Annotated in this window: 22 protein-coding genes; 12 read left to right on the top strand and 10 right to left on the bottom strand. The window is 48.1% G+C overall.

Annotation, left to right across the window (positions count from 1 at the left end):
- Positions 1 to 51 precede the first annotated feature (51 nt).
- Positions 52 to 1,356, bottom strand: a complete 1,305-nt coding sequence (gene pncB, locus ACP158_RS10320; protein WP_424946045.1) for a nicotinate phosphoribosyltransferase — start codon at positions 1,354 to 1,356, stop codon at positions 52 to 54.
- Between the two features lie 167 nt (positions 1,357 to 1,523).
- Here pncB and ACP158_RS10315 point away from each other — a divergent pair, with 167 nt between their 5' ends.
- From ACP158_RS10315 to ACP158_RS10285, 7 genes are all read left to right on the top strand, one after another.
- Positions 1,524 to 4,106 carry a site-specific DNA-methyltransferase gene (locus tag ACP158_RS10315; protein ID WP_424946044.1) on the top strand — a complete coding sequence of 861 codons (2,583 nt, stop codon included), beginning with the start codon at positions 1,524 to 1,526 and terminating at the stop codon, positions 4,104 to 4,106.
- Positions 4,103 to 5,500 (top strand): AAA family ATPase, encoded by a 1,398-nt coding sequence (locus ACP158_RS10310; protein ID WP_424946043.1) that lies wholly within the window; start codon positions 4,103 to 4,105, stop codon positions 5,498 to 5,500. Before ACP158_RS10315 ends, ACP158_RS10310 begins: the two co-directional genes overlap by 4 nt.
- Positions 5,493 to 6,029 (top strand): hypothetical protein, encoded by a 537-nt coding sequence (locus tag ACP158_RS10305; RefSeq protein WP_424946042.1) that lies wholly within the window; start codon positions 5,493 to 5,495, stop codon positions 6,027 to 6,029. Before ACP158_RS10310 ends, ACP158_RS10305 begins: the two co-directional genes overlap by 8 nt.
- 127 nt (positions 6,030 to 6,156) lie before the next feature.
- The gene (locus ACP158_RS10300) at positions 6,157 to 7,293 is read left to right on the top strand and encodes an ImmA/IrrE family metallo-endopeptidase (protein ID WP_424946041.1); all 1,137 of its coding nucleotides are present in this window, start codon (positions 6,157 to 6,159) and stop codon (positions 7,291 to 7,293) included.
- The gene (locus tag ACP158_RS10295) at positions 7,290 to 7,802 is read left to right on the top strand and encodes a DUF4411 family protein (protein ID WP_424946040.1); all 513 of its coding nucleotides are present in this window, start codon (positions 7,290 to 7,292) and stop codon (positions 7,800 to 7,802) included. Before ACP158_RS10300 ends, ACP158_RS10295 begins: the two co-directional genes overlap by 4 nt.
- Before the next feature lie 4 nt (positions 7,803 to 7,806).
- Positions 7,807 to 10,674, top strand: coding sequence for a BPTD_3080 family restriction endonuclease (locus ACP158_RS10290; RefSeq protein ID WP_424948449.1), 2,868 nt, complete (start codon positions 7,807 to 7,809; stop codon positions 10,672 to 10,674).
- Between the two features lie 151 nt (positions 10,675 to 10,825).
- Positions 10,826 to 11,608, top strand: coding sequence for an OmpA family protein (locus ACP158_RS10285; RefSeq protein ID WP_424946039.1), 783 nt, complete (start codon positions 10,826 to 10,828; stop codon positions 11,606 to 11,608).
- Positions 11,609 to 11,758: 150 nt separating this feature from the next.
- Here the strand turns inward: ACP158_RS10285 and ACP158_RS10280 are convergent, their stop codons facing one another.
- Positions 11,759 to 12,217, bottom strand: coding sequence for a CBS domain-containing protein (locus tag ACP158_RS10280; RefSeq protein ID WP_424946038.1), 459 nt, complete (start codon positions 12,215 to 12,217; stop codon positions 11,759 to 11,761).
- 273 nt (positions 12,218 to 12,490) lie between these two features.
- Here ACP158_RS10280 and ACP158_RS10275 point away from each other — a divergent pair, with 273 nt between their 5' ends.
- Both ACP158_RS10275 and ACP158_RS10270 read left to right on the top strand, forming a co-directional pair.
- Positions 12,491 to 13,828: a tetratricopeptide repeat protein gene (locus ACP158_RS10275; RefSeq protein WP_424946037.1), complete on the top strand. Its 1,338-nt coding sequence runs from the start codon at positions 12,491 to 12,493 to the stop codon at positions 13,826 to 13,828.
- Between the two features lie 434 nt (positions 13,829 to 14,262).
- Positions 14,263 to 14,523: a hypothetical protein gene (locus ACP158_RS10270; RefSeq protein WP_424946036.1), complete on the top strand. Its 261-nt coding sequence runs from the start codon at positions 14,263 to 14,265 to the stop codon at positions 14,521 to 14,523.
- 47 nt (positions 14,524 to 14,570) lie between these two features.
- On the opposite strand, the gene ACP158_RS10265 is transcribed toward ACP158_RS10270, so the two are convergent.
- The 7 genes from ACP158_RS10265 to ACP158_RS10235 form a co-directional block, all read right to left on the bottom strand.
- A complete protein-coding gene (locus tag ACP158_RS10265; protein ID WP_424946035.1) occupies positions 14,571 to 15,545 on the bottom strand; it encodes an ATP-grasp domain-containing protein in 975 nt (324 codons plus the stop codon).
- A gap of 84 nt (positions 15,546 to 15,629) precedes the next feature.
- Positions 15,630 to 16,502, bottom strand: a complete 873-nt coding sequence (locus ACP158_RS10260) for a hypothetical protein (protein ID WP_424946034.1) — start codon at positions 16,500 to 16,502, stop codon at positions 15,630 to 15,632.
- A gap of 42 nt (positions 16,503 to 16,544) precedes the next feature.
- Entirely contained in the window at positions 16,545 to 17,387 is an 843-nt protein-coding gene (locus tag ACP158_RS10255) for a DUF262 domain-containing protein (RefSeq protein WP_424946033.1), read from the bottom strand.
- Between the two features lie 56 nt (positions 17,388 to 17,443).
- On the bottom strand, positions 17,444 to 18,673 hold the full coding sequence (locus tag ACP158_RS10250) for a DNA recombination protein RmuC (RefSeq protein WP_424946032.1): 1,230 nt from the start codon (positions 18,671 to 18,673) through the stop codon (positions 17,444 to 17,446).
- Between the two features lie 31 nt (positions 18,674 to 18,704).
- Entirely contained in the window at positions 18,705 to 19,373 is a 669-nt protein-coding gene (locus tag ACP158_RS10245) for an SOS response-associated peptidase (protein WP_424946031.1), read from the bottom strand.
- Positions 19,374 to 19,444: 71 nt separating this feature from the next.
- Positions 19,445 to 20,422 carry a polysaccharide deacetylase family protein gene (locus ACP158_RS10240; protein ID WP_424946030.1) on the bottom strand — a complete coding sequence of 326 codons (978 nt, stop codon included), beginning with the start codon at positions 20,420 to 20,422 and terminating at the stop codon, positions 19,445 to 19,447.
- Between the two features lie 57 nt (positions 20,423 to 20,479).
- Positions 20,480 to 21,412 (bottom strand): DMT family transporter, encoded by a 933-nt coding sequence (locus ACP158_RS10235; RefSeq protein ID WP_424946029.1) that lies wholly within the window; start codon positions 21,410 to 21,412, stop codon positions 20,480 to 20,482.
- Positions 21,413 to 21,426: 14 nt separating this feature from the next.
- Here ACP158_RS10235 and ACP158_RS10230 point away from each other — a divergent pair, with 14 nt between their 5' ends.
- The 3 genes from ACP158_RS10230 (at position 21,427) to ACP158_RS10220 (ending at position 23,052) form a co-directional block, all read left to right on the top strand.
- On the top strand, positions 21,427 to 21,618 hold the full coding sequence (locus ACP158_RS10230; protein WP_424946028.1) for a hypothetical protein: 192 nt from the start codon (positions 21,427 to 21,429) through the stop codon (positions 21,616 to 21,618).
- A gap of 40 nt (positions 21,619 to 21,658) precedes the next feature.
- The gene (locus ACP158_RS10225; protein WP_424946027.1) at positions 21,659 to 22,558 is read left to right on the top strand and encodes a phosphotransferase; all 900 of its coding nucleotides are present in this window, start codon (positions 21,659 to 21,661) and stop codon (positions 22,556 to 22,558) included.
- A 125-nt stretch (positions 22,559 to 22,683) separates the two neighbouring features.
- Positions 22,684 to 23,052 carry a hypothetical protein gene (locus tag ACP158_RS10220; protein WP_424946026.1) on the top strand — a complete coding sequence of 123 codons (369 nt, stop codon included), beginning with the start codon at positions 22,684 to 22,686 and terminating at the stop codon, positions 23,050 to 23,052.
- Here the strand turns inward: ACP158_RS10220 and ACP158_RS10215 are convergent.
- Positions 23,049 to 23,549, bottom strand: coding sequence for a hypothetical protein (locus tag ACP158_RS10215; protein ID WP_424946025.1), 501 nt, complete (start codon positions 23,547 to 23,549; stop codon positions 23,049 to 23,051). The two genes, ACP158_RS10220 and ACP158_RS10215, sit on opposite strands and share 4 nt — an antisense overlap.
- Positions 23,550 to 23,552: the final 3 nt, after the last annotated feature.

Raw genomic sequence — 23,552 nt, 5'->3', positions numbered from 1 at the left:
CCATGCCCATGCCCATGCTCATGTCCATGATTGGCGCGCCTGCAATTATCCTTACACAACCACTTTCATTCTTGTTATTTGATCTTTCCCGAACACCTTCAGATAGCGCGCGATTTCTGCCTTGGGCCCGGACGCTTTTTCCAGATTATCCGAAAGTTTTACGGTCGGCTTGCCCGCCGCTTGCGTGACCTTGCAAACCAATGAGAATGCGTTGAGTCGATCATTCGGGGTCGGCGCGCAATCCTTGAAATCATTGGTTAAGTTCGTTCCCCATCCAAAACCCACCTTCACTTTTTGTGCAAAATGATGAGTGATGGTTTCAATGTCATCGATGTCCAGCCCGTCGGAAAAAATAATCAATTTTTCTTGCGGGTCCTGGCCCATGGCTTTCCACCATTGTATTAATTCCTCGCCGCCGGCGATCGGCTCTTTGGAATCAACCCGAAAGCCGCTCCAGTTTGCCACCCAATCGGGGGCATTTTTCAAAAAGGTGGTGCTGCCATAGGTATCGGGCAGAACGATGAGCAGGTTGCCGTCATAGTTAAGTTGCCAACTTTGCAGAACTTTGTAAGGGGCATCACGCAATTCATCGTCGTCATCCGCCAATGCAGCCATCACCATCGGCAGCTCGTGGGCGTTGGTGCCAATCGCTTCGAGATCGTGTTCCATGGCCAATCGCACATTGCTGGTGCCGATAAATTTATCCCCCAGCCCATCTTTCAACGCTTCGACACACCAGTTTTGCCATAAGAAACTATGGCGACGACGGCTGCCAAAATCAGCCAGGCGTAAATCCGGCAGTCGATTCAAGCGCATAACCTTTTCCCAAAGTTTCGCTTTTGCCCGAGCATAAATCACATCCAACTCAAAGCGTCCGACCTCCCTAAGCGCGGCGCGCGAGCGCAGTTCGCTGATAATGGTCAAAACCGGGAGTTCCCACAGCGTTACCTCAGACCAGTGGCCATGAAAGTCGATCAAAAACTGGCCGTCCTGTTTTCGGAGTTGGTATTCGGGCAGGCGATAGTCGGCCAGCCAGTCGATGAACTCGGTGGAGAACAATCGTTCGCGGCCGTAGAAAGTGTTGCCCGCCAACCAAATTCGTTCCTTCTTGGTGATGCCGATGGTGCGCGCATGATCCAATTGTCCGCGCAACTCGTCGCCATCTATTTGTTCGGCGAGACGAACCGAGCGAGTGCGATTGATGACCGAAAATGTAACCGGTATGCGGGCGAATTCTTTCCAGATGGTTTGCAGCATTAACAATTTATAGACATCCGTATCCAGCAAGCTCCTGACGATAGGATCCAACTTGAAAGTATGGTCGTATACGCGCTTGGCCAAGTCGGAGGTGGTCATTATATTTTCAGTTAAGTTGAGTCCGCCGGCGGTCGCCAACGCCATCTTATTGAGATTTCAGATTTTCGGTCGCCGCATTATATCCCAAGCCATTTCAGTCATGTAGTATAATCAAGGTTGTGGTCAACGAACGGTTGCGAGTCATCGCATGAACCAACCAAGCACAAATGCCAGCACGCAAAAAATCAACCAAGCCCCGAACCAAGCCAATCGCGCAATACGATCACGCCGACAAAGCGCGGGCGAATAATCCGCAGGTCGGGCTGGTCACGCCGAGTAGCGACCCGGACAAGGGCGAGCGGCGGCGTTATGCATACGACCCGCATCTTGATCCGCAACTGCAATGGGCCGGTAAGGCCGAGCACACTTCTTTTGATGTGCCGACCCAGTCTCTGCATGTTCATGAGCGTATTGACCCGCGCACCATTGTGGATGCGGTCAGGAAGTACAGTGACGATGCAGTCCATCAAGGGAGTTTGTTTGATGAGGAACGCAAAATTCCACTACGCAACGAGATAGAGTTTTACCAACATTCTCACAACTGGAGTAACCGTCTCATCGCTGGCGATAGTCTGCTGGTGATGAACTCATTGCTGGAAAAGGAAAACATGGCGCGCCGCGTCCAGTGCGTCTATATGGATCCGCCCTACGGCATCAAATACGGCAGCAACTTCCAGCCCTTTGTCAATCGGCGTGATGTCAAGGACGGCAAGGACGACGACCTGACTTCCGAGCCGGAACAGATTCGCGCCTTCCGCGACACCTGGGAGCTGGGCATTCATTCCTACTTGTCTTACCTGCGCGACCGCCTGCTGTTGGCGCGTGAGTTGTTGACTGATTCGGGTTCTTGCTTTGTGCAGATTTCAGATGAGAATGTGCATCATGTGCGGGAGATTATGGATGAGGTTTTTGGGGTGGGGAATTTTGTAAAGCTAATTACATTTCAAAAGACAAGCGGACAGGAAACAAAAATTTTACCAACAACAGTTGATTTCTTAATTTGGTATGGAAAAGATATAACTCAAATAAAATATCGACAATTGTTTTTAGACAGACTATTAGGAAATACTTCGTTAGATAGATACGATATGCTTTTTTTCGCAGATGGAAAAACAGAGCGGCTAACCGCGGATAGTATTAAAACTGGAATAATTCCACCCGGCACCAGAAGATACCAATTATCTTCACTTTATTCTGAAGGTGGGTCAAATTCTGATCAAGGTTTTGAGTTTGATAAAAAGATATACAAACCTAGAAATGGAACACATTGGAAAACTACTGTTGAGGGTATGGAAAAATTAGCAAAAAATAACAGAATTGAAAAAATGGGCTCAGTATTAAGATATAGAAGGTTTGCTGATGACTTTCCTGTAATACCTATCACGGATCGTTGGCAATCGGTGATGCTGGGAACAAAGAAAAATTATATTGTAGAAACTTCCGCCAAAACGATCCAACGCTGCATCCTTATGACCACCGACCCGGGCGATCTGGTCTTGGACCCTACCTGCGGTAGCGGCACCAGCGCATTCGTCGCCGAACAATGGGGACGTAGATGGATTACCTGCGATACCTCGCGTGTGGCACTGACCCTGGCAAAACAACGACTGATGACCGCCAGTTTTGATTACTATAAACTGGCGCATCCCGCCGAGGGCGTCGGTAGTGGGTTTGAATATAAAAAAGTGCCGCATGTCACCTTGAAATCCATCGCCAACAACGAACCGCCGGCAACGGAAACACTTTACGACCAACCATTCAAAGACACCAAAAAAGCACGCATCACCGGACCTTTCACGGTGGAAGCCGTGCCGGCACCGACGGTACAGCCGCTGGATGCCATCACCGCACCAGAGCCCGCGGCGGCGGATGAAACCATTGTCCGTAGCGGCGAAACCCTGCGCCAAAGTGAATGGCGCGATGAGTTGTTGAAGTCCGGCATTCGCGGCAAAGGCGGACAGCACATTTCCTTCTCCCGTATTGAAACCCTGCCATGCCACTACCTGCACGCAGACGCCGAAACCAAGCCAGACGACAGCGGTGCCGACGGCGTCAAGGATGTGAATACGGCAGGCATGCCCCGCCGTGCGGTCATCTCATTCGGTCCCGAACATGCGCCCCTGGAGCAGCGGCAGGTGGAAAATGCCGTGCAAGAAGCGCAAACCCTGGTGCCAAAGCCAGAGTTGGTCGTGTTCGTGGCTTTTCAGTTTGACCCGGAAGCGGCAAAGGACATAGACGAAACCGATTGGCCCGGCGTAAAGATGTTGAAGGTGCAGATGAATGCCGACCTGCAAACCGATGACCTGAAAAAGAAACGCGCCAGTAATGAAAGTTTCTGGCTGATTGGGCAACCGGATGTGAGTTTGCGCCGAATCCGCCGAGGCGAGAACGCAGATAGGTGGCAAGTGGAAGTGCATGGCTTTGATTACTTCAACACCAAAAGCGGTGATGTGGAATCCGGCAATACGGAAAAAATCGCGGTCTGGATGTTGGACACCGACTATGACGGCAGGAGCCTGTATCCCTCCCAGGTGTTCTTCCCCATGGCGGGCGCCAAAGAAGGCTGGAGCAAACTAGCAAGAAACCTCAAATCCGAGATAGACGACGAGTTGATTGAAGCTTACCGCGGCACCCTTTCCCTGCCGTTTGACCTCGGTGAAAATGAACGCATCGCCGTCAAAATAGTGGATGATAGAGGGATAGAAAGTTTGCGGGTTTTGGGTGCGCCATCCCAGGAGAATAAATCATGAAAGCAACATTCAAAAATATAGGTCCAATCAAGGAAGCTGAACTTGAGTTGGGCGATTTAACCATCATTGCCGGGCAAAACAACACGGGGAAAACTTATTTGGTTTATACCTTATATGGTTTCTTAGAGGCATTTCATGATGATATATCGTTGATGACAAGAAACTATAGTGATTCAGAATTTTTTACAAAAATGGAAGAAATTGCGAAGCAAATAAAAGAACATGGGAAAGCAACTATGCAGTTTGAAAGATTCAAAACTCTGGCAGATTTAATGTTGCAATATTCTTCCACTTTATTTTCTTCAGTATATATTGATCAAGTTTTTAGTTGTTCTAATGATGAATTTGAAGATGCAGAATTTTCTATCAAAAAATATATCAAACAAGAAGAAATGGAAAATGAAAAACACAGAGTAAGCCATCAGGATCGGGAATCTGTATTATTATCTTCTTTAAAAGATGGAATCATACATTTAGAATTTGATAACGTTGGAAACCATCAACTTACAAGCAGAGCAATGGCGATGGGATTATATACTCTATTTCATAAGATGATAAAAAGTAATTTTCCGGTTCCTTTTATCCTTTCGGCTGAAAGATTTGGTGTTTCTCTTTTTTATAAGGAACTAGATTTAAATAAAAACAGACTAGTTGAAAAGCTACAGAATTTATCCAATGAAAAAGAATCTAGCCGTTATCAATCATATATTGAAAAAGAAGCTGCTCGCTATGCCAAACCCATAAAAGACAACATAAATTTCACAAGAGACTTGGCTGAAATCCCAAAAAGGAAAAGCAATCTGCCGATAAATAACTTGCGCTCGGTGGAAAGAATAATGGATGGGTATTATAAAACCAAGAATGACGAGATTCGATTCATTTCCAAGCGACGCGGAGAAAATCGATTTGACATACCTTTGCATTTAGCATCGTCGTCAGCGCGTGGTGTATCAGACCTATACTTTTATCTCAAACATGTTGCACAACAAGGACAGATGCTGATTATTGATGAACCCGAAAGCCATCTCAGTCCAACCAATCAGGTGCTAATGGCAAGACTTCTGGCGTTTTGTGTCAACTCCGGTTTAAAAGTACTTCTGACTACTCATAGTGATTATTTAATCAAAGAATTTAACAACCTCATTATGTTGAGTAACAAATTTGAGGGAAAAGATAAATTCTTAGCGCGCAACAAAAAAGATTATACAGCGGATGATTATTTGAAACCAGAAGCAGTGAAAGCCTACATATGCGAAAAGGGAACATTGACACCATGTGAGGTAGATAAAACGGGTATTGACATGCCGGTTTTTGATGCCTCCATTGATAGTATCAATCAAATATCAAATGAACTTGGCATGCTGACAGCAGATGGCGATTTACAAAATGATTGATTCTCTAAAATTTCTTTTATTAGACAAGTATTGGTCAGTCACAGAAAATAATACAGAGTTAAAGGATTCACAATCTGGCATGAAAGTTAAAATAACAGGAGTCCCGAAAAACGGACTTGTTGTCAATGTCCCGCCGGGAGGTAAATCTCATATAGGGGTGGTGGAAGCAAAAATAGATTATAAAAAATCTTGTGACCAACTTATTTTTATCCCTTGCAATAACCACGTGGATGTTTATTTTGTTGAGATGAAAAAATCCTTGAACCCTGTCGATAAAAGTGTTCCTGATAAAGCATGTAAGCAAATTCTTTGTACTATTCCAACGCTACAGTATTTGGTTTCAATGGCTAATATTCATTATGGGAACGATCAAAAGATTAACCAGTACTATACTGTTATTGGAGAGAAAATGTCGTCCAGATTGGACAAACAGGGAGTGCGCTATAACCATCCACAATCTGTTTCCTATGAAAATAGAAATTTCAAAGTCATTCTTTCTCCAACAATTCCGTTCGCGATGTTAAAGTGACTAATTCCCTCATCATCGACAACCCCTACGATGAACCAGGGAAGCATTGGCATTACGAACGGGAGCGCAGAGAAATTTACGTCAGAAATGCTAGGCATCTGCGGGACATGGGAGCGGAGGTTAAGTGATGAGTTCACGAGTAGAAAACATTAATCCTGAAGTTCTTCGCCAATGTCGTGAACAAGCCGGTTTCAGTCATGCCGATGTAGAAAAAAGGATAAAATTCGTTGCTGATGTTGAAGAGGGTGGGCGGCTTCTTACCTTTAACCAATTAGACATTCTTGCCAAGTTGTACCACGTGCCTCGGTGGGTCTTTGTTTCTGAAGTTTTACCAGAGAAGTATCAATTCGATAAAACGGTTCCTGCTTTTCGTCAGTTTACCCGCGATGGTGTAAATATCTTTAACCGTTCTGGAGTTCGCATTTTAATCGCTAAGATAGAACGTTTACGCGATTTAATTTTGGAATTACGAGAAGAGATGGACGAAAGAATAGAGGAATTTGACCCGCCAGGGTTGTCAAAGAGTGAATCTCCGCAAATCGCTGCTAGACAGGTGCGACAATGGCTAGATGAAGAAGGAAATCTTGAACTATTACAATGGAGAGAAAAACTGGAAGAAAAAAACATCTTTGTTTTTATGACCAGCAAATATAGGGGTTGGTCTCACATGGATAAAGATGCGTTTCGCGGTTTGGCTCTTTATCATCCAACCTTACCGATTATTGTCATCAATGATTCAGATGCCAAAAAGGCACAATCATTTACTTTGTTTCATGAATTAGGACATTTACTCCGTGGCGAAAATGCGATTGACGGTTGGAGTAATCAGAACCAACGGATGGAAAAGTGGTGCGAGGAATTTGCTGGCAATGTGTTAATGCCTGCTGATCCATTTCTATCTGTCATACGCGATTATGATATTAGTGATTTGAGTGATATTGAGCCTATGGCAAAACGCTTTAAGGTAAGTACTTATGCTTGTTTGGTGCGACTACGGCAACTAAATATAATTAATCAGATCCTGTATATAAAAATTGAAACACAGATAAAAAGAGAGCTTGCGCGATTCCAAAAGATATTAAAGGGAAAAACAGGAGGGCATGCTAGAAACATGCCGACAGAAGCGCTGAGACAATACGGTCAAATCTATACTAATGCGCTTTTTCAAGCCTATCACAATGGAGAGATTGGGTTACATAAATTATGTAAATTATTTGACTTTAAGCAAGCGTCACATGCCCTACAGCTGGAAGAGAAGCTGTGAATGGTAAATATTGTGTAGATGCAAATGTTTTTATTACACCTTGGTGTACATCATATCCCATCAATACCTTTCCTACCCTCTGGAAACAGATTGCCCAACATAGAAATGATATTATTTTGATTAAACCCATCTATGACGAAATTGAACCAATTTCATCAATAGATAACAAATTGTCTCAGCCCGAAAAAAAAGATAAATATCCATTGCGTACATGGCTGACTAAAAATAATTTTCCTGAGTACCCTATCAACGATAACATTAACCTTCTTTCCTTGAGTATGGAGCAAGAATATCAAATAGACGATAAATCTAATGGGGCTGATCAGAATGATATGCTATTGATTGCTTATGCAAAAATAATGGATCAAATTGTCGTAACTTTTGAAGCATACCAAAAACCAAAACCGAATAAAAAAAGCAATTATAAAATTCCGTTAATATGCGAAGAAAAGAAAGTTAACTGCATCAGTTTTATAGATATGATTAATGCTCTTGGTATTAAAGTTTGAGAAGATGAACAAAAAAATCACCAAACTAATTATCAACAACCCGTATGAGGAGCCTCAACACCATTGGTTGTATAACCGGGAGAACAGAGATTTCCACATCAAAGAAGGGCGACGGCCAGCGGGTTATGTCATAGCGACACCGAATTTCAAAGGCTTTGATGATCCGGGTATTTCCATCGAAATTGAACTGGTCAACAAAATCCGCCCCCGTGTAAAAGTATGGCGGGAAGCGGGTTATCCCGGTGTCACTGGCATCACAAAGCGACTGCTGGAGTACTGGCAAGATCCAGAACAACGCCAGAACAGCCGATTTTTCTTTTGCCAGTTGGAAGCGATCGAAACTTTGGTCTGGTTGACCGAAGCACCCGCCGCAGACAGAATCGGCATTAACATTGAAGGCGACAGCGGCAGTTTTGAACGCTGGTGCAGCAAGATGGCCACTGGTTCAGGCAAGACCATCATCATGGCGATGATTATTGCCTGGAATTTTTTGAATAAAGTCACCTATTCAACGGATGCGCGGTTCAGCAAATATGTCCTGGTGGTAGCACCCGGACTCACCGTAAAAAACCGCTTGCAGGTATTGCAACCCGCTCACGAGGAGAACTATTACGAAGCATTTAATATCGTCCCGACCGCTTTGATGGACAAACTCAGGCAAGGAAAAGTGTTAATCCAGAACTGGCATACACTGGCATGGGATACCCAGGAAAAACTCGATAAGAAGATTGAAAAAGGGCAATTACGCTCGGTGGATAAAAGGAAACAAACCGAAATAAGCGGGACCGCCTATGTGCGGCAGGTTTTGGGCGAGATGGCCAATGCGCGGAATATACTGGTTATCAACGATGAAGCGCATCACGCCTGGCGAGTGAACCCGGAGGCGGTTGGCAAGTATCGACGCATCGGCTCAGAGAAAGACAGCGCGGAAGAAGCCACCATCTGGGTCGGCGGTTTGGACCGGATACACGAGCAAAGAGGAATCCTGCGGTGCTTTGACCTTTCCGCCACTCCGTTTTCGCCCTCCGGTAAAAGAACAGCGGAGGATGCGTTGTTCACCTGGATTGTGTCTGATTTTGGCTTAAATGACGCGATTGAATCGGGGTTGGTGAAAACGCCGCGAGTGGTGGTTCGGGATGACAGCATCGTCACCAAAGAACTGAAATCACGGCTTTACCATATTTATGCCGATGATGAAGTAAAAGACGATATCAACCGTCCGGCGGCGGAAGCGGAGCCGCTGCCTGACTTGATCACCAATGCCTATTATTTGCTCGGCATGGATTGGCAAATCGCCAAACAAGCGTGGCAGCAAGCCAGGCATCCAGTGCCGCCAGTGATGATTACCGTTGCCAACAGAACGGAAACTTCGGCGCGGATAAAATACGCTTTTGAGCATAACAAAATTTTAATCCCGGAACTGTGCAACATAGATCAAATTTTGCAGATAGACAGCAAAGTGCTCAATGTAGCCGAAGCCGAAACGGAAGCGGTTGAAATCGAAGTGGCGGCTGGGGATGTAAACCAGGAAGCCGCGCCGAAATTGACGAAAAGACAGCAAGCGGAATGGTTACGACAAACAGTCGATACGGTCGGCGATGCAGGAAAGCCGGGCGAGCGGATTCAAAATGTAATCTCGGTAGGCATGTTGTCAGAGGGATGGGACACCAAAACAGTCACCCATATCATGGGCCTGCGCGCTTTTTCCAGCCAGTTATTGTGCGAGCAGGTTGTTGGGCGCGGGCTTCGACGGGTCAGTTATGATGTCGGCGATGACGGTTTGTTTGAAGCGGAATATGTCAATATATTTGGCGTCCCTTTTACCTTTCTGCCGCACGAGGAAGGCGAAGGCGGCCCGCCACCGCCACCATTACCGAAAACAAGAATTGAGCCGATGAAGGAAAAATCAAAGCATGAAATTAGATGGCCGAATGTCGTTCGCATTGATCATGTCTATCATCCTTTGCTTACATTGGATTGGCAGAAGGTTAAAACCCTGGAAATAGATCCTTACGAGACGATTACCCAAGCGGATTTGGCCGCTATTATTTCCGGGCAGGCAAATCCCGCGGTTAAAGCGGCTATTGGCTTGGAGAAAATCGCAGTAGAGACAAGAGTGCAAACCATAGTTTTTAAGGTAGCCGCTTCAATTTACAACGCAGAGCAACAACCGGATTGGAAAGGTCCCAAGGAGATGTTGCTCGCGCAAGTTGTCAGGCTGGTTGAAGCGTTTATTCAATCGGGAAAAATTGTAATTAAAAACAATTTGTTTAATGAGGATGAGTCAAAAAATAAAATATTGATTATTCTCAACATGAATAAAATCATTCAATACATTTGGTCGGAGATTCGGGCAGAGAACACTGAAAAATTAACGCCAGTGTTTAACCGGGAAAATCCAATCAAGTCAACATCTGGCATGAGACCCTGGTTTACCAGTAAACCCTGCGAGTGGGTTGAAAAATCACACATCAGTCATTGCGTGTATGACAGTGGGTGGGAAGCGACGGAAGCTTATTTTCTTGAACAATCCGATCTAGTGACATCCTTTGTCAAAAACGACCATTTAGGATTTTCCATTTTGTATAATCACCAGGGCATCATCAGAAAATACTACCCCGATTTTCTGATTCGGCTAGCTAACGGCGAATATTTGATACTGGAGGTCAAGGGTGCCGATAGCCAACAAGATAAAACCAAGCGGGAATACTTAAACCAATGGGTGCAAGCCGTGAATGAGCAAGGCGGCTTTGGAACATGGCATTGGGATGTTTCTTTTCATCCCTCTGATATCGAAAACAAAATCAGAAAATGTATGGAAAACTCGCCTTCACCTGAAAAACCATCGGCTGCTGTTTCCTTGGCAATGTAATCCATTTAAGGCGCGATCAAAAATCCCAATAATTAAGACGCGCACATCATAACCATGGATGCGCAATGGCGCGGGTCTTGAAATTGCTGTTTTGTGTCATTATAATTCCGCGGCAAAATATTATCCATAGAATCAGTCAAGGTGTCCCATTATGAATAAATTAACGGTGCTATTAAGTGTGTTGCTGGTGGCGGCGGTGGCGGTTGCCGGTTACATGACTTACCAGAATCGCGGTTACCTGACTTATCAGAATCGCGCGCTGGCGCCGGAGATTACAGCGGACGAGTCGGCAGTGTTGTCCGGGCAAATAACCGAGTTGGAAGCGAAAAATGCGGAATTGTCCGCCGAGATCGTGTCGGCGGAAAGCCGTCATGCCGAGCAAATATCCGAGTTGGAAGCGAAAAATGCGGAATTGTCCGCCGAGATCGTGTCGGCGGAAAGCCGTCATGCCGAGCAACTGCGTGAGGATATCAAAGGGCTTAAACAGGACATGAGCGCTGAGTTGAGCCGCAAGGACGGTGAAATCCAGGAACTGCGCGATGCCACCACCACGATTCAATTAGGCAGCGATGTGGTCTTCAATCTGGGCTCGACGCGTCTGTCGGCCACGGGCCAGGCGGTGCTGTCGAAGGTGATCGAGTTGATTGAAAATTATCCGGGATACTCGGTCAGCTTGGAAGGGCATACCGACAATATCCCCATCAAGACGGTGCACCAGAATATGTTCCCGTCCAACTGGGAATTGTCGGCCGCCAGGGCATCGGCGGCGGCACGGTTCCTGATCAATCAGGGCGTCGATGCGCGGCGCTTGCGCGTGGTCGGCTACGGCTTGAGTCGCCCCATCGCTACCAACGACAGCAATCCAGGCCGTGCCCAAAACCGCCGACTGGAAATTCGATTTTCGCCCAAACCGCGTATTCGTGTTACGGAGTAATTTATAGGCCTGAATTTATAGGCATGAATTTATAGGGATGTCGGTGCGAACGAAGCCGACTAAAAAACATGCTTGCCGTATTCAAAGACAACGGCGACCAAATCTATCGCATGGCATAGTCTCTGCATCAGCCATCCTACATCGGCCATCTTACATCGGCAACGGCTTATCCATAATATGCACTTGATCTTTTAGAAACTCCGCCGTTTTGTTGGCATAATCCAATTTGGCATTCATGAGATCCCTCAGGCTCAAAAATCCAACCATTTTATTATTTTCTATAACCGGCAAGTGCCGAATGTTGTTGTCGCGCATGAGCACCAAGGCATCGTCAACCGACTGATTGGGGCGAACCGTGATCACATTGGCGCTCATCATGTCGCGCAAATTGCAGCCGAGAAAATCCGCGCCTTGCTGCTGACAGCTCTTAACGACATCGCGTTCAGAGTAAACGCCAACCACTTTCTCTCCGGAAACAACCGGCAGCGCGCCGATATTATTGTCGATCATTAATTTCAGCGCATCGCTTACCCGATCGGACTGTTCGCATGAAACCACCTTGTCCGGCGCCGATCCCTGCTTGGTGTTCAGTATTTCTGTTATCTGCATATTACACCTCTTTAGTTTCGGTTAAATTATTTCAATCGGAATGATAGTCAATACTACGCCGAAACCGGCCGGTTGTCATGTGAACGTGTTTAGAAAATGCGGCAACAATGGAATAGGGCGGGCATATTAAACAAGGCTTCAAGCAGTCCTGCTGCGGATGTTGACGCGGTTGAACAACACAATTCGGCGAGCGCCAACGGCCAGGCATGTTGCTTTCCAAAGCCGCTTTATTTGCGGTATGATGATCAGGATATGCACTAACAGGTGGTCATTATGTCAGTAAACAGCCAGCACGATGCCCGGGAAGTTCCGGTTTCGGCATGCGCTCCGCAAAGCCTTGAGGATTTTGAAACTGCCTTGGTTCAGTTTCACAGTTATTTCGGCGACCCGGTTGAAACCATGCAAGCGACACTAAACAACGACCCTGAATTTGTCCTCGGACATATCTTCGTCGCCAGTGCTATGCTGATCATGGGTGAGCGGCAGTATATTTCGGCGATCAGGAATAGCATTGAGCGCGCCGAAGCACTCTCCACCAAATCCAATGATAGGGAAAAAATGCTCGTTCATGCTGCTCGCCAGTGGATGGAAGGGCGCTGGGACAAAGCATGCGAAACCTGGGACCGGGTACTGACAGACTACCCGCGTGATGCTATGGCCCTGCAACTTGCTCATTTAACCGATTTTTTCCGGGGCGATGCGCTCAATTTGCGCGATCGGGTGGGGCGCACGTTGACACACTGGCACCGGGACGTCCCCGGATATTCCTATATTCAGGGCATGTACGCTTTTGGGCTGGAAGAATGCAACCAGCACAAAATAGCCGAGGAGACCGGTTATTATGCGCTTTCAATTGAACCACGCGACGGCTGGGCGGTGCATGCGATTGCCCATGTGCTGGAGATGCAGGGGCGCTATGACGAGGGCATAACCCTGTACACCGAACGGGTCAATGACTGGGCTCCCGACAATGGCTTTGCCTTTCATAACTGGTGGCACTTCGCCTTGTACTATATGGAAAGGGATGATTTTAACGGCGCCTTGGGATTATACGATAGCCGGATTCTGCCGCAGCCCTGTGATTTATCATCACAACTTCTCGATGCTTCTGCATTATTATGGCGGTTGATGTTGCAGGGGGTGGACACCGGGTCGCGCTGGGACGAACTGGCCGACATGTGGGCCAGCAAAACCGAATTGGAAAACGGTTACTACGCCTTTAATGACTTTCATGCCCTGATCGCGTTTGTGGGCGCGGAAAGATTATCCGCGGCCCGGGAAATTCTGGCGGCAGTTGAAAATACTGCCGCGCATTCGACCGGGCTTAATGCCATGATGTCGCGGGATGTGGGCATTCCGGCGTGCCGCGCCATGTTGGCATTCGGAGAAAAACGGTATGCCGAGACGGTATCCTGCCTGGTTAATTTACGGCCCATCGCCAACCGTTTTGGGGGCAGTCACGCCCAGCGCGATATACTCTCCCAAACTCTCCTGGACGCCGCCATCCGGGATGGCCAACTGGCTCTCGCTTCAAATTTATTGAGTGAGCGAAAGTGTAATAAGCCAATGACGCCGTTGAGCAAACGTTATGAAACCCGGATATATCATTGACATATCATTAATACGGCTTCAACCATTCCGCTTTGTTATTCTAAATAATCTGTTCGGGCTCAGACACATAAGAGACTGTCAACCTGGCCCGGCTAGTGCGCTTAAAGCAGGTCAGGCCGGCGGCATCGGAAGTGGGACTTTAGTCCCGCCATCCTGGCAATGGCTTGGCGAGGCTGAAGCCTCACTTCCGAGGGCCGTTGACGGTGACCGCGATCAACCCGGAACTGGTCCATTACCAGTGGACCTATAATCATGCCGACCACACGATAGTTTGGATTTAATGGCGCCGATGGCGTATTATCGGCAACCCACCTTGCGACCTGATTTGTCTCATATGTGGTGAACCCGGACAAATCCGGGAAAACCGGGATGATTTATGATAAACTCGGCTCAATTATTTTCAAAATCAGCATTTTCAAAATCAGGAGCAAGACATGAACTTATCAAACGTGGCCAATAAGGCCGCTACGGATGCGAGTGAAGCGCTTAGCGCATCGCTGACCGAAAGCGAACTTGAAAAAGTCGCCGTGATTATTGCCAAAGCCATGGAAAACGCGGTGCTTGAAGCCAGTAGTCAACATGCCACAGTCTGCGTCGATTGCCTGACTCACGATCAGGATTTGGCGCACAAGATACAGAAAAAAATTGAACTCAAGAAGGTGGCGTTAATCGCCAACTTATCCAGTTTTCGTTAATCCGCAAGTTTTAATCTGGTCGCGCATCTTGCGCGATCTCACGCGATTCATAAGGACGCCAGAATAAAGTCAATGTAGCGGTTTTCAGGCGAGAATCCGAAGAGCGATTCGCCATTGCGCACAAAGTTGGAATAGGGATTGAAGTCATAGAAACAGGGCGCGCCGGTATTCGAGTCGATGAAATATTCAACTCCGCCAACATCGGCGCCGCAATGGCGGACAATGTTAATCGCGGCGGAGATGATGGATTCGGGCGGACTGAACGCTTCAATCCGCTCGGGGCTATCCGCATCCCGCGCAGGAAAATCGCCTGCGTCATGATCGATTGCGTCATGATCGATTGCGTCATGATTATTTGCCGACGACGCACCCGCGGCACACCCATCCGCCGCGCAATAGTTATAACTCCCTTCGTTGATCGGCTGCCTGATGCTGTAAAACAACTGGTCGCCAAGCACTTCTATGCGATATACATAACCATCGGATTCGATGTGTTGCTGCACCAGTCCGCTGCGATCAATGCCCAAATCAAGCGCGCTTAGCCGGATTGCCTCCGCGAGTTCCGCGCGGGTATTGTAGCGCGCGATGCCATAGCCTGAGCCGCCGATATTCGGCTTAATGATCACCGGGTAGCCGATATTGTCGGCCGCGGCCAGCGCATCCGCCGGCCGATAAATCGCGATCGCCCGGGCATGGGCCAGCCCCAAGGCAGAAAAAATGCCGTTTTGCATCGCTTTAGAAGCGCCAATAAAATGCGCCCGGGCACCATTGATTACGCGCACACCGGCCAGCTCCAGCCAGTTCAGATAGTGCAAGGTTTGAAACACAATCTGCGGTTGCCGCTCCGAAGAAGGCATGACATTGATACGGTTAATGGCTGCGTCAAAGGGCTTGTCGGTCGCGTCCGCGTCGAAACTAAGATCGGCAATATTACGCAAGATCAGCGCCACCCCGCGCCGCTCAAACGCGGCTATCAGCGCATCAGACCAAGTCGGATGCTCATACAAGAATGCGATTTTCATTTGGGCTTCGGCACAAGCATCAAAGACAATCAATCCTGTTAGTCAGAATCGCTACTTAACTACAGAGGCGAATCAGACTCATCTTTACATTACCAGACTTTTAATCGCTTCCCGTAAGACACGTTCCCGTTCTTTGATGAATGCCTCAAAGTCGTCGTAAGTGAATGGATTTCTCAACAAAATATCTAGGGCTTTTGGCGACACAAAATGCTTCTCCATAATCCCCTGCACTGTGGATTTACCATTCTCTTTGATGAGTTCTGAAAGATATTCATAGGGCCAACGATCACGGATTACGTGCCGATTCGTGTGTGCTGTTAACGGCGTGCGATTTAGAATGGTGTGAATATCATTGATATTCAAACTTTTTGCCTTTGAAACCGGCACGATATGATGATCGTCAAGATCATCGTACTGCGGTGCTTCGCCGTTAATCAAATCCGGTGCGCCTTTAAGCACCAGCAGATTAAATACGCCGTTGTACACGGAGGTATTTCGCTTGATTTCCTTTCGTAGATTCAGGTTTTTTACATTATTCTTGAATTCAAGAATCACTCCCGGTTCAGCGGAAGCATCGTTAATCCACTGCTTGATATCCAGAAAGTCACGCGCACTTGTTGACTCTACGGAGCCTGAGTAGCGGTTTGTGAAGATGGACGCCCAATACCAGTGACGAATTTTTTGTTTGGCACTAAGTTGTCGCTCTGCCGATAAAGACTGAGCGTAAACTTGCAACGATGCAAATACAGGTAGGATGGAGGCATACGGCAAGTAGTTTGAAGAGATTGCTCCAAACTCTTGTGGGTGACGCAAACATTTAATCGCGTGCTCCAAAGCACCAACTGCAACTCCCCAGTGTTTTTCGAAATCGATGGTGTCCGGGACAAGAATTTCCTCGCGACGTTTCCCGTCAGGTTCGCGAACCTGCTTTTTTGCTCCAGGCAGTAAGTAATACAAGTACTTGGGAGAACAATATGACTGTCTTAAGATTGACATCACTTAAAGGACGTATACATTCATCTTCTTCGTGTCAACGAATTCCAGCCTCGGGGCAGCCGTGCGCCACATAAGTTTGAGTTGGAGATCTTTCGGCTTCAACATCGCGTTCACAAGATCAAATACATCTAGTTGAATTCCGCGACTATTGACCTGCGTGAAAATATCGCAGACTTTGTCGATGGTTAAATCTTGATCCAATTCAATATAGGAAATCTGATATTGATGGATAATGTCATTCAAATACTCGCCAAATTCCTTAGCATCGTCCGCGTGTTGTGTAGCGGCCTCAAATTTTTCCCGATCATCGTTTTCTACTAACGCAGTAGCCTCGTCGCGCCAATATTTCTCGTAATTCTGCGCCCAATTTGCAAGTTGAAACCCGCCCTCTCCTATCACGGAAAGGGGAAAAATATGAGCTTTGTACTGCTCGTTCTGATTTTCTAGGAATTTCGTTCGCCAGCCTTTTAGCCAACGATATTCAAAAGCGTCGTCATGCTCACCCGTCATGAATTTGTTGACGCGGATGAAATAAAAATATCGATTTGTCCGGTTTGGAAGCGGAACATCTGGTGCCATGAATACGTAATACAAGGCGGTCAACCGTTGCTGGCCATCCAGCACAATGTATTCCCGATTTCCATTGGTATTGTCGTGGCCATATATCGGCTCACACGAAAGTGCGTCAAAGTTTTCCCTCTTGCCTTTCCACAGCAACAAACTGCCGATGTAATAATCAAGAAAAATAGAGCGCATCAGCTCAAGGATGTCCCAAGGTCGCCATTCGAAATCGCGCTGAAAGTCAGGGATAACAAAGCGGCCATCTTTGAGTCGCGTTATAATCACGTTGAGGCTTACATGATCTGGTTTTGTGCGTTTTTCATTGTTTATTCACATTTACTTTATGAATTACGGTCATCCAGCAACTTCGGTTCGTCCCCGATGCCTTCATCCGCCAGCGAGATGTTTTCAATTTTGTCGAGCGGCTTATCAAGGGCGCGTGTGCGCGTGTGTACCAAGGTGTGAAAGTCGCCGGTCAGGCCGTCTATGCGGCGGCCGAGTTTGTCCATTTGCTCGACATATTTTTTCCATTGATTACGAAAATCGTTGACCAGTGCCATCACTTCCGAGGCACGTTCATTCATGGTGAAGTTGCGCGCCGCTTGGTGGATAAGGGACAGTACCGCATACAACGTCAGCGGCGAGCACAGCAGAACATGATTGCGTAACGCATAATCAACCAGTTCGGTGTCTTCGCGATTGATGAATCCATAAATCGATTCATTCGGAATGAACAGCATGACATAATCCAGCGTTCCTTCGGCGGGGTTGATGTATTCGCGGCCGCAAACTGATTTGATATGATTTTTCACATCACGCAGAAACGCGGATTTTTCTTGCGCTTGCGCCTCTTCGCTGTCGGCGGCAAGATAATTTTCGTAATGCACGAGCGGAAATTTCACATCCATGTTTAAGCGTTTTTCTTGCGGGAGAATAAAAGTGAAGTCAGGGCGTTGTCCCGATTCGACTGGGCTTTGCTTGGTGTAATTTACATTTTCCATCAAGCCAACGAATTGCAGAATATCCACCACCATACGCTCGCCCCACTGTCCGCGTTTTTGCGATGACGACAATATTTCGCGCAAACGGGCGGTGTTCTCTCTGAGCGCTTCGGTGGTTTTTTGACTGGTGTCGATGCTGGATTTTAATTCGGTGGATTGCTTGTGAATGTTGTCCAGTCTTTCATTCATGCCGACTAAACTTTTATCAATCAGTTTTTTCTTCTCATCCAAATCCTGTTGCGAACTTTCCTTGAGCGACTTGAATTTTTCGCCGGCTTGCTTGAGAAAAGTTTCGGTGTTGCGGTTGGCGATATCGGCGGCCATGGCCTTGAAGGCGTTGTTCATCTCCGCGCGAATTTCCTCCAAGCGGTTTTTTTCTTCCGCGAATTTTTGCTGCGAATTTTCCAGATTAGTGCGCGCCACGGTCTCGGCCTCGCGCACCGCGCGCAACTCGTCCTCCAACCGCGTCACCTGCTCAGCGTTACCCGCTGGCACGGTTTTCGCGTGCACAACCCAGCCGATGATAATGCCGATGACGATGCTGATGACGGTGATGATTGCTTCCAACATAATGCTGTCTGCGTAAAATTAATGGCGTAAATTATAGCGACGTCGCGTCATCTCTGGCAATCAATTCCTCGCCGTCGCTAGTCGCGCGATTGACCGTTTTGCTGACCGGATAAACATCCAGGCGCTCGGTATGCTGTTGTTTGACGATTAGGTTAAATCGGTTGATGCCATCCTTTAGCCAGACCTCGGCTTGCTTTAACTCCAGCGTTACTGGCATTCGGTCATGCACTTCAGTTAATTGACCCACGGCAGGTTGGGTGATGATGGTGCATGAGTAAAGTTCAAGCTCATCGCCGCGCCAGCAGTCCCATAATCCGGCCATGACCAGCGGCTCGGAATTTTTGGCGCGAATAAAATAGGGTTGCTTGTCGCCCTTTTCTCCTTTCCATTCGTAATAACCCAACGCCGGAATTAAGCAGGTTTGGGCTTTTTCCCAGGCCGTTCTAAACGCGGGTTTTTCCGCCACGGTTTCTGAGCGCGCATTAAACGTGGCGAATTTCGCGGCCGGCTGCTTTGACCAACTCGGCACCAATCCCCAGCGCATGCCGATTCCTTTGTGTTGGTCTTTGTGGTCGATAAAAACCGGCACAGTTTGGGTCGGGGCGATGTTATATCCCAGGGCGATGTCATCAGGCCAGTCGCCCAGGATTTTCTCCCAGTCACCCAAGTCTCGAATATAGTTGGCGTAGCGTCCACACATTTCAGTCAGGCATCTCTTTGTGTTTCAAGGAAAGTATAACCCTTCTACCGCGCACCTGCGGTTATTTCGCCCTACATATGATACGCCTGAGTCAACTCTCCAATTATGTCGTCAGAGCGCGGCACAAAGCGTTCTAAAACTTGTATTTTATTAGTCGCAGATTGACCGGGCTGTATTCTTTGTCTGCTCATCAACAAAGATTGGTAATCCATGGCCTTGACTAATTCATAGGTTGCTGAATTTATATCTTGGTCGCCGCCAAAAGGCGCGGAAAAACACTCCGAAAGCGTCAGGTTAGGAATGTCCTGCAGGCACTGATGGGCGCGCTCGATTTCCTGCGCCTGCTGCGAGTCGGTCAACGAGGATAGCACATAATGGTTTTGGCTATGGTTGCCGTAACTCATTAGCGGGTGATGGGTTGGCAGATTCGGTATCTGGGCATAGGGGCTATTGCCATACAGGTCGCTACAAATAGAGTCGCCAAGATCGTCGCCAAGATCACCACCAAGATTATTGCGACGGCGTTGCGGGAAATTATGCAGGAAATTATTCAAGAAATTATCTAGGGCTTGGTCAAGCAACGCGCTGTTATTTTGAGGATGCTTGCTATAGCGATAAAATCGCCCCGATTTATTGTGGAATGAAAATTCACTGGCAAATTCCTGTTCCAGTTGATGGTGAATCAGATAGCGAATTTTGTCTCGCCAGCTGCAGCGTTTTGAAAATGTTATCGGGTTTAGAAAAAGCGTGGCCGGGTAACCAAAATATTCGAGCACCGGCAAAGCGTTTTTAATCACATTCCGATAACCATCATCAAATGTAATTGCCGCCAGGCCGCGTTTCGACTTAGCCCGTGAAAACTCCCGTAGCGACACAAACTTAAAAAACCGGGATAAAGCCTTGATGTGCGTTTGCAGCGTTGTCGGCGGGACATTATGCAGCGTCTTTAATAAGGCATCAGGAGTTTCGCGGGCGATGAAGTGATACAACAAAATCAAGCCATTATGCTGAGCGATTAACTTGATTTGCTGTTCTAACTTACCCGTCATTTGTCCAATTACTGGAAATGTGGTTGGCAAGCATACATTATGAAACCAGCCGGCAGATCAAATCGGTGCTATCGGCGTGCGCGGTGGTTGCGGTGGTTTCGCCCCGCCGACGAGTTCAACCACGGCGCGCACCGCAACCGCAAGAATAATCAACATGCCGCCGATGATGGTCCATCGCGAAGGCTGCTCGTTGACAACCAACCATACCCACACCGGCCCCAGCGCGAATTCCAGCAGCATGAACAGGGTTACTTCGGCCGCGGCAAGATGCCGCGAAGCGTAGATGAACAACCAGTTTGCCACCCCCGAAAGCAAGCCGCCCCAGACAAAACTCAATAGCAAATCGTGCGCCGAAACGAGCAGGTCGTCGGCTTGCATAATCAGCGAAACAATGATGATGAAGAGCGCCGAGATGAGCAACGTCGGCAGCATATCCTGCTGCCGTTTGCTGCGCACGATGACCGCGTACAGCGCGAACATGACGGCGGTCAATAACGCAAATCCATTGCCCGCGCCCGAGCCGATGGCAATGCCCTCAAGCACCATTACGGTCAACCCCGCGGCGGCGGCAAGCATGGTCAGCAAGGTCGCTCTGGTTAGTTTTTCCTTGAGCAAGATGCGCGCGAACAACGCGGCAAAAAACGGAATGGCGCCGAGGATGAACAGCGTGTTGGCGACCGTGGTGTAGGTCAGGGCTTGCAAAAATGCCATGCCGGCAATGCCCAGGAGCACCCCCGCGAGGCAACCCAGCGCGCCGATGTTTTCGATGGGGGCAATGAATTTGCCGCGATAGCGCAACAGGATCAGGACGCTAATAACGCCGAACAAGGCAACCGAGCGGTAAAAATTGATCTGCCAGGGATCCGCCGCTTCCATGCTGCGCATGATCAATCCGCCAAAGCTGATTACCACCGAACTGAACACCATCAGCATCATCGCAAGCCCGCGGTTTGAATCAACCGCCAGTGGCGTTGGTCGGATGTTATTCATGGTCGGCGTTATTCATGGCCGGATTTTACCCCGAAGCCGGCCCGGCGGACGCAAAATTTGCGCGCCGCATCGGCATGCACAAGGCGCTTGACACTTGCGCGAAAGCGTGGCAAACAGGGTTGGATTTGGGTGAAACCAAAAGTTTGGTGCGCTTCGCGGATGGTGCGACCGTCGCCGCTTTTTATGGAGTATCGGGTTACGCCTGAGAATGACCCGGATTGGAGAATATGATTGGAGAGTATTAATTTGACCACGAATTCCATTGAACGACCGCTTGACCAAGCCAAGCGGCTACCGTGCTGGCGTGGCGCGGTCGAGCCGCAACCGCTGGGCGGCGGGTTAAGCAATCACAACTATCTGGTGGAGGATGCCGGAGCGAAATATGTGGTGCGGATTGGCGGCGATGCGCCCATGCACAATGTAATGCGGTTTAACGAACAGGCCTGCGGGCGCGCCGCCGCGGCGGTCGGCATTGCGCCACAACCGGTTTACGCCGAAGCGGATGCGCTGGTCATGGATTTTATCGAGGGCACGACGCTGGATGCCGAAGCGGTGCGCGCTAACCTCGCCCGCATTCTGCCGCAGTTGAAGACTTTGCATCGCAAAGGCACCCGTGCGGTGCGCGGCGCGGTTTTGGGCTTCTCGGTATTTCATGTGGCGCGCTGCTATCAAAAACTGCTCGCTGAGAGCGAGTGCCGCAGCGCCGCGCAGCTGCCGAGATTGATGAAAATATCCGAGCAACTGGAAGCGGCGGTCGGCGCCATCGAGCCCGCTCTTTGCCACAACGATTTGCTCGCCGCCAATTTTATCGACGATGGCGAGCGCATCTGGATCATCGACTGGGAACACGCCGGCTTTAATACGCCACTGTTTGATCTTGCCAATATCTCTTCAAACAGCGTGTTTCCCGAGACGCTCGAACGCGAAATGCTGGAACGCTATTACGGTGAAGCGGCCAGCAAGGCGCTATGGCGACGCTTCAAGGCGTTGCGCGCAGCCTCCCATCAACGCGAGACGATGTGGAGCATGGTGGCCGAGATTTATTCCGAACTCGACCAGACCGTAAACCAAAACTTTATTGCTTATACGGAAAAAAATTTCGATGACTTCAACCGCGCATATGAGGAATTTTTGCGCTATGCGTAACCACGATGTGGGCAATATTTGCAGTCCCGCCTCACCGTTCCCGCTTTCGTGTATAGTGCCGTCTGATTACTACGATTCTTTTCGTGTATTATTAGGCGTCCATCATGTCCAGAGGAGATTGAAAGATGGAGATTAATCTGCACAAATTAGCCACCACCACGCCGACTACCCGGAGCTACATCCAGGCCACCACCAAAACCGCTGTTGCGCTGTCTGCGGAACTGGGCGTGTCGATGACCACCATCTATAAGTGGAAGCACGCCGGACGCACCCAAGACGGCTCGCACACTCGCCACAACCCGGGTGCCGGCACTCCCCCGCAGCACGAGGCAATTATCCGCGAACTGCGGGTCAATCTGTGTTTGTCCCTGAATGACATCATGGAATCACGGCGATATTGCGGAATCCGAATAGCAAGCGTAGGTCGGCTTCGCCATCCCCGCCGATTTGGCTTTGGAGAATTAAACTTTGTCAGCGTCTCTATCAATCTTTAATCTTGGTCTGGCAGAGGTTCGTAAAACGGCAAAACCAGTTTTGGCACCCCCATTTTTTGGGTTTGAGAAGAAACATACTCTCGCCAATAGGGCCAAATATTAAAGACAACGTTTTTACTCGCGAAAGCCAGAACATGATTTTTCGTTAGGTTGGCAATTTTTGAATAGGTCACGGCGTAATTGGCTTCAATTTTGCAGACATCTATTGCATCTTTAGGTCTCTTGTCCTTGGACAACTTGTTATCGTTTTTATTTAAGGTCCACCTAATTCCCATTTCTGCAAAGAATATCAGATTGTTATTCTGTCCCTCCTCTTTGTGCTCTTGAGAGTGAGTGACCTGAGCCAAATTCCCAAGCACATAATCCGCATGGTTTTGATTCAATCCATCAAGATGGTCTATATCACAAAACCCAGAGAAGCCTATAATCCGAACATCATTAATGTTGAGTGCTTGAATGGACTCTTTAAGAAGTTTTAGATAGGTTGTTTTTTTCATGTT

Source organism: Candidatus Spongiihabitans sp. (assembly GCF_965247905.1).
Lineage (GTDB): Bacteria > Pseudomonadota > Gammaproteobacteria > Arenicellales > Poriferihabitantaceae > Spongiihabitans.
The sequence above is the reverse complement of the archived record's forward strand: the minus strand, read 5'-3'. Positions and strand labels throughout refer to the sequence as shown.